This window comes from Sphingomonas sp. AOB5, from assembly GCF_029433115.1.
Lineage (GTDB): Bacteria > Pseudomonadota > Alphaproteobacteria > Sphingomonadales > Sphingomonadaceae > Sphingomonas.
In genome coordinates this window covers 24,992-36,747 of the sequence record NZ_JARNTV010000026.1, presented here as the reverse complement: position 1 = coordinate 36,747, position 11,756 = coordinate 24,992, and the positions used below count along the sequence as shown (strand labels likewise).

Annotated in this window: 11 protein-coding genes; 9 read left to right on the top strand and 2 right to left on the bottom strand. The window is 66.2% G+C overall.

Features of this window, described 5'->3' with window-relative positions; translation table 11 throughout:
• The first annotated feature begins 61 nt into the window (after positions 1–61).
• From P1X14_RS12705 to P1X14_RS12665, 9 genes are all read left to right on the top strand, one after another.
• Complete coding sequence (locus P1X14_RS12705; protein ID WP_277315745.1) at positions 62–1,519, top strand: sugar porter family MFS transporter; 1,458 nt, start codon at positions 62–64, stop codon at positions 1,517–1,519.
• Positions 1,516–2,301: an SDR family oxidoreductase gene (locus P1X14_RS12700; RefSeq protein ID WP_277315744.1), complete on the top strand. Its 786-nt coding sequence runs from the start codon at positions 1,516–1,518 to the stop codon at positions 2,299–2,301. Before P1X14_RS12705 ends, P1X14_RS12700 begins: the two co-directional genes overlap by 4 nt.
• Before the next feature lie 28 nt (positions 2,302–2,329).
• Entirely contained in the window at positions 2,330–3,925 is a 1,596-nt protein-coding gene (locus tag P1X14_RS12695) for an alpha-L-fucosidase (protein ID WP_277315743.1), read from the top strand.
• Positions 3,922–4,224 carry a UxaA family hydrolase gene (locus P1X14_RS12690; RefSeq protein WP_277315742.1) on the top strand — a complete coding sequence of 101 codons (303 nt, stop codon included), beginning with the start codon at positions 3,922–3,924 and terminating at the stop codon, positions 4,222–4,224. Before P1X14_RS12695 ends, P1X14_RS12690 begins: the two co-directional genes overlap by 4 nt.
• Positions 4,225–4,226: 2 nt before the next feature.
• Complete coding sequence (locus P1X14_RS12685; RefSeq protein ID WP_277315760.1) at positions 4,227–5,426, top strand: UxaA family hydrolase; 1,200 nt, start codon at positions 4,227–4,229, stop codon at positions 5,424–5,426.
• A complete protein-coding gene (locus P1X14_RS12680; RefSeq protein WP_277315741.1) occupies positions 5,426–6,154 on the top strand; it encodes an SDR family oxidoreductase in 729 nt (242 codons plus the stop codon). Before P1X14_RS12685 ends, P1X14_RS12680 begins: the two co-directional genes overlap by 1 nt.
• Before the next feature lie 35 nt (positions 6,155–6,189).
• Positions 6,190–7,419, top strand: a complete 1,230-nt coding sequence (locus tag P1X14_RS12675) for a right-handed parallel beta-helix repeat-containing protein (protein WP_277315740.1) — start codon at positions 6,190–6,192, stop codon at positions 7,417–7,419.
• Positions 7,420–7,438: 19 nt separating this feature from the next.
• A complete protein-coding gene (locus tag P1X14_RS12670; protein WP_277315739.1) occupies positions 7,439–8,284 on the top strand; it encodes an amidohydrolase family protein in 846 nt (281 codons plus the stop codon).
• A gap of 94 nt (positions 8,285–8,378) precedes the next feature.
• Complete coding sequence (locus P1X14_RS12665; RefSeq protein ID WP_277315738.1) at positions 8,379–9,143, top strand: helix-turn-helix domain-containing protein; 765 nt, start codon at positions 8,379–8,381, stop codon at positions 9,141–9,143.
• 24 nt (positions 9,144–9,167) lie between these two features.
• Here P1X14_RS12665 and P1X14_RS12660 read toward each other — a convergent pair whose 3' ends face one another.
• Together P1X14_RS12660 and dld are read right to left on the bottom strand one after the other, a co-directional pair.
• Positions 9,168–10,010, bottom strand: coding sequence for a fumarylacetoacetate hydrolase family protein (locus P1X14_RS12660; protein ID WP_277315737.1), 843 nt, complete (start codon positions 10,008–10,010; stop codon positions 9,168–9,170).
• Complete coding sequence (gene dld / locus P1X14_RS12655) at positions 10,007–11,725, bottom strand: D-lactate dehydrogenase (protein WP_277315736.1); 1,719 nt, start codon at positions 11,723–11,725, stop codon at positions 10,007–10,009. Before dld ends, P1X14_RS12660 begins: the two co-directional genes overlap by 4 nt.
• Between the last annotated feature and the right edge of the window lie 31 nt (positions 11,726–11,756).

Below are 11,756 nucleotides of genomic sequence, written 5' to 3'. Positions count from 1 at the left end.
TGCCGCCGGCAATCCTGCCGGCGGCCAACCGGGGAGCGACAAGAGGAATTGAGGGCGTCCCATGCATCATGTGATCGATCCGGCAGCCGATGACGGCCCCACCGGGATCGCCGCGGGCAGCGGCAATCTGTTCTACGTCACGCTCGTCAGCCTGGTCTCCGCGCTTGGCGGGTTCCTGTTCGGCTACGAGACGGTGGTCATCGCCGGTGCGCTGTCGCTGGTGAAGGCACAGTTCGGATTCGGCGCGGTGATGGAGGGCTGGTTCGTCACCTCCGGCCTGTTCGGATGCGCCGCTGGCGTGCTGATCGCGGGACGGCTGTGCGACAGCCTGGGCCGCAAGAATGTGATGCTGATCGGCGGCGTGCTGCTGGGCCTGTGCGCAGTGATCTGCGCGCTGGCGCCGACCGCGGACTGGGTGATTGTGGGCCGCATCGTCGGCGGTCTGGGCGTCGGCGTCGCGTCGATCGTGTCGCCGCTCTACATCTCCGAAGTGGCCCCGCCCGACGTGCGCGGCCGCCTCGTCTCGCTGTTCCAGCTGACGATCTGCATCGGCATCGTGACGGCGATGCTCGTCAATGCCGAGCTGCTCAACTTCGCCCTCGCCGCCGATGCGGTGAACGGCACGGGTGTGTGGCACTGGCTGCTGGTCGGCGAGGCCTGGCGCGGCATGTTCCTGACCCAGCTGGTGCCGTCCTTGCTGTTCTTCGGCCTTGCGCTGCTGGTCCCGGACAGCCCGCGCTGGCTGGCGCTGAAGGGCAAGACCGAAAAGGCGCTGGGCGTGCTCGCGCGGCTGCGCGGCAGCACCGAAGTCGCCTCGGCCGAACTGCGCCAGATCGAACAGTCGATGAAGAACGAGGAAGTCGCGGTCGGCGCATGGTGGCGCGGGCCGCTGCGCAAGCCGCTGTTCCTCGGCGTGTTCCTCGCGGTCTTCTCCGAACTAAGCGGCATCACCGTGGTGATGTATTACGGCCCGACCATCCTCGAGCGGGCCGGCATCACCGGCGGCGCGTCGCTGGGCGGCCATGCGGTGATCGGCATCGTGCTGGCGAGCTTCACCGTGCTGTCGCTGTTCGTGGTCGATCGCTTCGGCCGCCGCGCGGTGCTGCTGGCGGGATGCGCCGGCGCCGCGATCGCGCTGACCGCGACAGGCATCTGCTTCGCGGCGGGCGTCACCGATGGCGCGGTGATCATCGCGCTGCTGTGCATGTTCGTGGCCTTCTTCGCCTTCTCGCTCGGCCCGATCAAATGGATCGTGATCTCGGAAATCTTCCCGACCAGCGTGCGTGCCCGGGCGATGGGCGTGGCGACGGTGGCGGTGTGGATCACCGATATCGTCATCAACCAGGCCTTCCCGGTGGTGCGTGATCTGTTCGGCGTGTCGGCGATGTTCCTGGTGTTCGCACTGTTCCTCGTCATCCAGTTCGTCGTGGTGCTGACCAAATTGCCCGAGACCAAGGGCATGGCGCTGGAGGAGATCCTGTCGCTGTGGAGCGGCAAGGCGGGGAGGACCGGCGCATGAGCCCCGACTTCACCGGAAAGACCGTGATCGTCACCGGCGGCGCGGGCGGCCTCGGCAAGGCCTTCTCGCTCGAATTCGCCCGGCTGGGTGCGCAGGTCGTGGTCAACGATCTGTCGCCCGAAGCGGGTGCCGAACTGATCGCCGAAGCGCAGCAACTGCCGGGCAAGATCCACTTCGTTGCGGGCAGCATGGGCGAGACCGCGACCTGCGACCTGCTGGCGGCGAAGGCAGCCGAACTCGGCGGCGTCGACGTGCTGTGTAACAATGTCGGTATCCAGCCGCCGACCAGCTATGTGCCCGCGCACGAACTGGACGATGCGTTGTGGGACGCGATCCTCACCATCAACCTGAAATCCTATTTCTGGATGGTGAAGCGTTGCGTGCCGCAGATGCTGGCCAGGGGCGGCGGCGTCATCCTCAACACCGGCAGCGTGCAGGGCATCCAGTCGCAAAAGGGTGCGTCGGCCTATGCCGCGTCGAAGGGTGCGATCCTGTCGCTCACCCGCCAGCTTGCGCTGGAATATGCCGAACAGAATATCCGCGTCCTCTCGATCGCGCCCGGCACGTTCGACACGCCGCTGATGAAGCAGGTCGAAGAAGGGATCGCGGACAAGACCTATATTCCGCGGCTGCGCAACGCCTACCCCATGAAACGCTTCGGCCGGCCCGAGGAACTGGCGCGCGTAGTCGCCTTCCTCGCCAGCGACGGGGCGTCCTTCATGACCGGCGAATGCGTGACCGTCGATGGCGGGATCATGGCCCAGGGCGGCTGGGCGCAATGACAAAAGTATCAGTGAAAAGGGATCGGCGATGAAACTGACACGTAAGGACTTTCTGCGCGGCGGTGCCGCCCTTGCGGCGGCTTCCAGCCTGCCCGCGCTCCCGGCGAGCGCACGCGGATCGGCGCCTGTACCGGCACCGGGTAATGGCCCGGCGCTGAAGCCCAGTGCCGCGGGGATCGACAAGCTCAACCCGGTCCTCCGCCTCTACCCTGAAAAGTCGGTGTTCCGCAGCGGCGACATCCGGTTCGGCGTCGGCGAGCTGGAGATGATGCTCCCCTTCATGGGTACCGGCGAGATCATCTGGAGCGTCAACGTCACCGAGCCGGGCCGCTATCGCATCGCGCTCTGCTATTCGACGGTGAAGGAAGGCCAGCCGGTCACCATCACCGTGAACGGCAAGCAGGACCTGCAGTTCGCGGCACCCGTCACCAAGGGCTATTTCATCCCGCACCCGGAAGGCCCGGTCGACAATCCGGGCGATCCGGACAGCGACGGCTTCTGGCGGATGCGCGAATATTATCTGTTCGAGCGCAAGCCGGTGGAAGGCGAGGTCGATCTGGTCCGCGGCGTCAATGTCGTGAAGCTGACGGTGACCGCGCCCAAGGGCAAGGAAGTGTTCCGCCTGCGCTCGGTCGAGCTGACCCCGGTGGCCAAGCTCGCCGAGATCGAAGCCGAAACCCAGCGCCAGCGCGCCAATCGCGCCAACACCGACTGGTTCGCCGATGCCGGCTACGGCATGTGGTTCCACTTCCTCGATCTCACCACGCCGCGCAGCGGTCCGCGCAAGCCCTATGAGGAAGCCGTCAACGCGCTCGACGTGAAGAAGATCGCGAAGATGGTCGACGATTGCGGCGCGCGGTACCTGATCTGGACGGTCAATCACGGCAACCCGACCTGCCCCGCGCCGATCAAGTCATGGGAGCGGCTGCACCCCGGCACCACCACCAAGCGCGACCTGATCATGGAGCTGGCCGACGAGCTGGCCAAATACCGGATCGAGCTGATGCTGTACCAGAACTGCCCGGGCACGGGTAAGCTGATCCAGCAGCACCAGCGCGCGATCGACACCCCCACCTTCAGCGAAGCCGAATATGCCGCGCAGCTGATCGAGGTCTTCAACGAATTCGGCGCGCGCTACGGCACCAAGGTGAAGGGCTGGTGGCTCGACAGCTGGTTCCAGACGATGGAGAGCTATCCCAACCTGCCCAACGAGGCGATCGATCGCGCGATCAAGAGCGGCAACAAGGACTGCATGTCCTCGTTCAACGGCTGGGCCTTCCCCAACGAGGTCGAGTGCCAGGATTACTGGTGCGGCGAGATCACCGATCTGCCCGCCAAGCCGTTCGGCTCGCGTTACCTGAAGGACGGTCCGGCAGCGGGGATGCAGGCGCATTCGGCGATCAAGCTCGACGCGCCTTGGTTCCACGTCACCGACAATGCCGAGATGGAGCCGCCGCTCTACCCGGCGCCGCAGCTCGCCGAATATATCCGCCTGTGCCAGCGCGACCGCGCGCCGGTGACGATCGGCGTCGGTATCTTCCAGGACGGCACCATCGGCGAGAAGTCGTACGCAGTGCTCAAGGAGCTCAAGGGCCTGATCCGCAAGGGCAAGCCGCGCCGATGAGCGACGACCGGCCGGTGATCGTCCTCTCGCCCGGCGATAATGTAGCGATCTGTCGCCGCAATATCGCCGCCGGCGAGGCACTGGCGATGGATGGCGACACCGCCATCGCCCAGTCGGACGTCCCGCTCGGCCACAAGATCGCCCGGCGGTTCATCCCGTCGGGCGGCGAGGTGGTCAAATACGGCATGTCGATCGGATCGGCGACCGCGGACGTGCGTCCCGGCGAGTGGGTCCATCTGCACAATCTCGAGAGCAATTACATCTCGACCCACACAAGGGATTCGGAAGCGCGTTCATGATTATCGCCGACGGGTATCTCCGCACCGACGGCCGCAAGGGCATCCGCAACGTGGTTGCCGTCGTCTATCTCGTCGAGTGCGCGCATCATGTCGCGCGGCGGGTGGTCGATCGCGCCGACGATCCCGATGTGCATCTGCTCGGCTTTCCGGGCTGCTATCCCAACGATTATTCGCTGCGGATGATGAAGGCGCTGACGACGCACCCCAATGTGGGCGGCGCGGTGCTGGTGTCGCTGGGTTGCGAGGGGTTCGACCGCGAGGGCCTCGCGACCTTCATCGCGAACAGCGGACGCCCGGTCGAGACCATCGTCATCCAGGAAGTCGGCGGCACCCGCTCGGGGATCGACGTGGCGCTGGAGGCGGTACGACGCGTCCAGTCGATCATGCGCGAGATCGAGGTCCGCGTGCCGATGACCATGGCCGACCTGTCCATCGGCACCATCTGCGGCGGATCGGACGGCACCAGCGGGATCGCCGCCAATCCCGCGGTCGGCCGCGCGTTCGACCGGCTGATCGATGCGGGGGCGACCTGCATCTTCGAGGAGACCGGCGAGATGATCGGCTGCGAAGGCGCGATGAGCGTCCGCGCCGCGACGCCCGACGTGGCCGAGGCGATCAACGTCTCGATCGCCAATGCCGAAAGCTATTACCGCGCCATGGGCTATGGCAGCTTCTCCCCCGGCAATGCCGAGGGTGGCCTGTCGACGCTCGAGGAGAAGTCGGCGGGCGCCTATGTGAAGTCGGGCAGCCGACCCATCGACGGCGTGATCCGCCCGGCCGAACAGCCCGACCGGCCGGGCCTCTATCTGCTCGACGTGGTGCCGGCGGAAGCACCGCGCTTCGGCTTCCCCAACATCGCCGACAATGCCGAGATCGTCGAACTGATCTCGTGCGGCGCGCACCTGACCCTGTTCACCACCGGGCGCGGCTCGGTCGTCGGATCGGTGATCGCGCCGGTCATCAAGATCACCGGCAATCCCGAAACCTATGCGCGGATGCACGAGGATATGGACGTGGATGCCGGCCGGATCATGCTGGGCGAAGCCACGCTCGACGATGTCGGCGACGAGCTGTTCGAGCTGGTGCTGGCCATCGCGCGCGGCGAGCACAGCAAGTCCGAAGCGCTGGGGCATCGCGAGTTCATCCTGAACTACAAGTCGATCGATGCGGTCGGCCCCTCCTGCCATCCGGGAGGCCGCTGATGGGACGGCTCGCGGGCAAGACTGCCATCGTCACCGGCGCAGGGCAGGGCATCGGCCGCACCGCCGCCGAACTGTTCGCCGCCGAAGGCGCGACCGTCTGGGCGACCGACCGCAATGCGGCGGTGCTGGAAGGCATCGTTGGTTGTGAGGCCGCTGCGCTCGACGTGACCGATACTGCGGCTATCGAAGCGCTGCGCGACCGGATCGGCGGGGTAGACGTGCTGTTCAACTGCGCTGGCGTGGTCACCGCGGGCACGGTGCTCGATTGCTCGGACGCCGACTGGTCGCTCGCGCTCGACGTCAACGTGACCGCGATGTTCCGCACCATCCGCGCCTTCCTACCGGGCATGCTGGATCGTGGCGGCGGATCGATCGTCAACATGGCCTCGATTGTCGGCGCGCCCAAGGCGGCACCCAATCGCTTCGCCTATGGCATGTCCAAGGCGGCGGTGGTCGGACTGACCAAGTCGGTCGCGGTCGATTACGTCACGCGCGGCATCCGCTGCAACGCGATCTGCCCCGGCACCATCGAGACGCCGTCGCTCCACGAGCGGCTGCGCGAGACCGGCGATTTCGAAGCGGCGCTGGCCGCGTTCAGGGCGCGCCAGCCGATGGGGCGGCTCGGCCAGCCCGAGGAGATTGCGGCGCTGGCGCTGTACCTCGCCGCCGACGAATCCGCCTTCATGACCGGTCAGGCCGTGATGGCCGATGGCGGCTGGTCGATCTGATCCGACCACAAGCAACGACAAGAGAGGGGATTGCCATGATACGGACCATCTTTGCCGGCCTGGGTGCGTTACTGCTGAGCGTGACGCCTGCCATTGCTGCGCCGCGTGACCTGAACGTCCAGACCGATTGCGGCGCCAAGGGCGATGGCGGTTCCGACGATACCGACAAGATCCAGGCCTGTATCAGCCGCGCCGCGCACAGCGGGCAGGCGGTCTATATCCCGGCCGGCGTCTATCGCCTGAGCGGCCAGCTGCGCATCGCCAACAACCATACCACCATCTATGGCACCAGCAGTTCGACGACGACCTTGGTCCAGACCAACGGCACCGCGCACATCTTCAACATCTCGAACGACGGCCATCCGATCGACCGGATCCAGATCCGCGATCTGGAGATGTTCTTCTCAACGCCCAACCCCAAGGGCTTCGGCATCCTGTGCAACAATTGCTGGCGCACCTATTTCCAGCAGCTCAACATCGGCCGCGCCGCGACCAATGCCTATATGGGCACCGGCATCTGGGTGAACGACGGCAATCAGGTGTTCGTGCAGGACAGCGTGATCACCTATGCCAGCCGCGAGAGCCTCTACTTCACCGAAGTGGGCGACGTGTTCCTCTCCGACGTCGAGATCAATCAGTATGACGACAGCACCAGCTCGGTCGGGGCGGTGTTCGATACCGGCGTCGGCGGCATCTATGCGATCAACGTCAACATCACCGGCGGCCATACCGGCTTCCTGTTCCAGAATACCCAGAACAAGGTGCCGCCCAATTTCGGCTTCTTCACCAATTGCCTGGCCGACACGCTGAACGGCGTGGGTTGGAACTTCCAGTCGGCCCAGTCGATGCGGCTGACCAACAGCTGGTCGGCGACCGCGGCACTGCACGGCGTCATCGTCAAGAATGTCGACGGGCTGAGCATCACCGACTCGCGCATCTACAACAATGGCGGCGACGGCATTCTGGTCGAACCGGGCGCGCGCAACCTGACGATCAAGGATTCGACGATCACCGGCAATTCGCGCGGCGCGCCGCGGCGGCATTACGGCATCAACGTCTCGCCCGGCGTCAGCGATTTCCAGATCATGGGCAACATGATCGGCCAGGCGGACGGCTTCGCCAATTCGCAGGCCTATGGAATCTATATCGCCCCGGGCGCGTCCGATAACTACATGATCGTCGCCAACGAGGTTCGCCGCAATCTGGCCGGCGGGCTTCAGAACGGCGCGACCGGCGCGAACAAGGTTGTGGCCAACAACCTGTAGGGAGGGGAAGCGGGCAGGCATGCACGTCATCGATACGCACGCGCACTTCTGGGACGTCGATACCCTTCACTATCCGTGGATCGAGAAGGGATCGCCGTTCGACCGGAGCTTTCACCTGGCCGACTATCAGCGGGTTTCCGCCGAAGTGCCGGTCCGGCGGATGGTGTTCGTCGAATGCGATGCGCATGCCCGCTGCTCGGTGGCCGAGGCCGAATGGGTCGCGGGTCTGGCGCAGGCCGATCCGCGTATCCAGGGCATCGTCGCGCGGGTCTCGTTCCTCGACGACGAATGGGAAGCGACCCTCGCCCGGCTCGCGGCAATGCCGCTGGTGTGCGGCATTCGCGACAATATCCAGGACAAGCCCGCCGGCTTCGCGGTGGCGGACCGGTTCGTCGCGGGGGTGCGCGCGGTGCATGCTCGCGGCCTGCATTTCGAACTGTGCCTGAAGCATCACCAGATCGGCGAGACGATCGAGCTGGTCCGCGCCTGTCCCGAGGGGCAGTTCGTGCTGGATCACTGCGCCAAGCCCGGCATCGCCGCGGGGCTGCGCGAACCCTGGCTCACCGGCATGCGCGAACTGGCGGCTTTGCCCAATGTGGTGTGCAAGATCTCCGGCCTGCTGACCGAAGCCGATTGGGAAAACTGGGTCCCCGACGAGATCCTCTGGTACGCGCGCGCTTCCGCCGAGGCCTTCGGGCCGGAGCGGATCCTGTTCGGCAGCGACTGGCCGGTCAGCGAAGTCGCGGGCGGCTATATGGTCTGGTTCAAGCTGGCGCAGGCGCTGGCGGCGAACTGGAGCGAGGCGGACCGCGAGCGTTTCTTCTGGCGAAACGCCGAGCGCGTCTATCGCCTCTCCGGAGAATGACATCGAAGTGATTGCCCTTACGGCCGCAAGTCGCCTAGGTGTTGGTGGAGCGCGAGATCGGCGCAAACCAACGGACAAGCGAGAGAATTAGGGGATGCCGAGAGAGAAGTCTGCGCAGAAGACTGTCGTCTATCATGCGCCTGCGCTGGAAAAGGGCCTCGATATCCTCGAATTGCTTGCGACCGTGACGCGGCCGATGGGCCTGTCCGAAATATCCGCGGCGGTCGGCCGGTCGAAGAACGAGATCTTCCGCATGCTTCAGGTGCTGGAGCGGCGGCAATATCTGGAGCGCCCGCCGGGCACCGACTATTACCAGCTGACCAACCACCTGTTCCTGCTCGGCATGGAACGGCCGCCGCTCAAGCGCCTGCTCGATATCGCGCTGGTGGTGATGCACGAACTGTCGGACGAGACGCAGCAATCCTGCCACCTCGTGGTGCCGTCCGAGGAATATATGGTGGTGATCGCGCGGATCGACCCCCCGGCCGATCTGGGACTGGTGGTGCGCATCGGCCATCGCCGCCCGATCCTGGCCGCGACTTCGGGGCTGGTGCTCACCGCCTTCCAGCTCGGCTCGGTGCGCACGCGCTGGGTCGAGGAATATGGCGCCGACCTGACGAAGAAGGCGCGGGCGGAGCTGACCCAGAAGCTCGAAGGCATCGCCGCCGCGGGCTATGCCGCGATCGACAGCTCGGTGGTGCCCGGCGTCACCGATATCTCGGCGCCGATCATCCATAACGGCGTCGCGGTGGCCGCGCTCACCATCCCCTATATGAACCGCAGCGGCGTCCCGGTCTCGCAGAGCGAAGCCTCGGCGCTGATCTGCGCGCGGGCGGAAGCGATCTCCGAAAAGCTCTGATCGCTCCCGCTTCGCGCGGCGGGATCAGCCGACCACGTCCTGCCGCTGGTCGCCCAGCTTCTCGATCCCCAGCGTCATCACGTCGCCGGGCTTGAGGAACCGCGGCTCGGGCTTCTGACCCATGCCGACGCCCGGCGGGGTGCCGGTGGTGATGATGTCGCCGGGCAGCAGCCGCATGAAGCGCGAGATGTAGGAGACCAACGTCGCCACCCCGAAGATCATCGTCGCGGTGCTGCCGGTCTGGACGCGCTTGCCGTTGACGTCGAGCCACATCGACAGCGCCTGCGGATCGCCGACCTCGTCGCCGGTCACCAGCCACGGTCCGATCGGACCGAAGGTGGGGCAGCCCTTGCCCTTGTCCCACGTGCCGCCGCGCTCGAGCTGATACTCGCGCTCGGACAGATCGTTGATCGTGCAATATCCGGCGACATGGCTGAGCGCATCGGCTTCGGACACCTGCCATGCGGTCGATCCGATCACCACGCCCAGCTCGACCTCCCAGTCGGTCTTGACCGATCCCGGCGGGATCTCGACCACGTCGTTCGGCCCCTGGATGCAGCTCACCGCCTTGGTGAACAGGATCGGCTCGGCGGGCACCGGCATGCCGGCTTCGGCGGCATGGTCCGAATAGTTCAGCCCGACGGCGATGAACTGGCGCGTGCCGGTGACCGGCGGGCCGAACCGCTCGGGGCTTTCGACCACACGCAGCGTGGACAGGTCAAGCGCGGCCAGCGCGGCAAGGCGCCCGGGCGAGAGCTCATCGGGGCCGAGATCGGCGATCACACCGGACAGGTCGCGCAACCTGCCTTCCGCGTCGATCACGCCGGGCTTCTCGGCGCCTGCCTTGCCGTAACGGCACAATTTCATGCTTTCTCTCCTGTGACTTGGGTTCGGTGATTCTTCAGGCGGGATGCGCCGCCGATACCGGGGTTGAACCGGTTGGCGGGGTCCAGCCCGGCATGGAAGGCGAGCAGTTCGGGCGGCGCCTTGTAGAGATGGCCGAAATTATGCTCGGCCGGATAGCGCGCGCCGCGTTTGTCGAGCAGCGCCAGCATCGCATCCTTGATCGCACCGCAATCCGCGCCCGCCGCCACGACATAATCCTGATGCAGCACATGGCACAGGAAATGGCCGTAATAGATGCGATGGACGATCTGCCGGTCGATCTCCGGGGGCAATGTCTCGAACCAGTCGCGATCGTTGCGGCGCAGCGCGATGTCGAGCGCGACGATCCCCGCGACATCGCGCGGGTGGACCGCATGATAGCGCACCGCAGCCCCGGCGATGACGAAGCGATGGAGGAAGGCCTTGCGCGCTTCCTCGTCGCTGCATTCGAACCAGTCGCCGCCGCTTTCCGTCCAGCGGCCCAGCAGCGCGAGCATCTCGTCCGCGGCACCGGCCGGGACCTTGAGGATCAGATGGTGCGGAAAGCGCGCGCGCCATTCGCGCAGCCGCCTGGGCAGATGGTTCGGCCACAGCCTGCTGACGGCATAGAGCGCGCGGTCGATCAGGTTGGCGGGGAGCAGCGGCACGCGCGCCAGCGCACCGTCGATCCGGCTCTTCAGGTCGAAGAAGCGCGGCAGCCGGTCGGTGCCCAGCCAGTCGATCAGCAGGAACTGGTCCTTGCCATATCGCTCGGCCAGATCGAATGCCTCGGCATGGAGATACTCCGCCGCGATCGGAAGCTGTTCGCAGTCGCTCAGGATCGTGCGGCGCAGCTCGGCCAGCGGCGCGGGATCGTTGCAGCCGAGATAGAAGGTCCGCGTCGCCGTCTCGCGCGCGAAGGTGTCGAGCCGCACCGCGAACACCATCAGCTTGCCCGCCGAGCCCGATGCCTCGTGCAGGCAGCGCGGATCGGCATTGTAGCGCGCCGGGCTGTCCGCATCCACGTCGCGGACATGGGCGGCATAGCGGCCATCGCTGGCATGGGCGTCGCTCGCGGCGGTGCGAACGAAGTCGCCGCTCTCCAACCGGCGCAGCATCTCGACCGGATCCGCGCCCAGATCGATGCCGAGATGATTGACCAAGGCGATCCCGCCCTCGTCGGTCGAGCGGGCAAAGAGCGCATATTCGGTATAGGCCGGGCCGCGCTGCACCAGTGCGCCGCCGGAATTGTTGCACACGCCGCCGATCACCGACGCGCCGAAGCAGGACGATCCGATCACCGAATGCGGCTCGCGGCCCAGCGGGCGCAGCATCTGTTCCAGCTCGTGCAGCGTCGATCCGGGGAGGCATACGACCTGACGGCTGCCGTTGATCGCGAAATTGCCGCGCAGCCGCATCATCGCGATGATCACGACCGGCCGGTCATAGCCCTCGGGCGCCGGGGTCGATCCGCCGGTCAGCCCGGTATTGGCGGCCTGCGCGATGATCGCGACATCGGCGCGGACACAGACTTCCAGCACCTGCCACAGTTCGACCAACGTGCCCGGCCGCACCACCGCGAGGGCATCGCCCCCGCCGGTGCGGAAGCCGAGGCGATAGCGCCGTGTCTTGCCGGAATCGGTGAGGAGGTGGCGCGTCCCGACGATCGCACGCAGCGCCGGCAGCAGGTCTTGCGGAGGTGCTGAGGTGCCGGTCACGCCCTTAATCCCAAAACTGGTCGCTCGATCC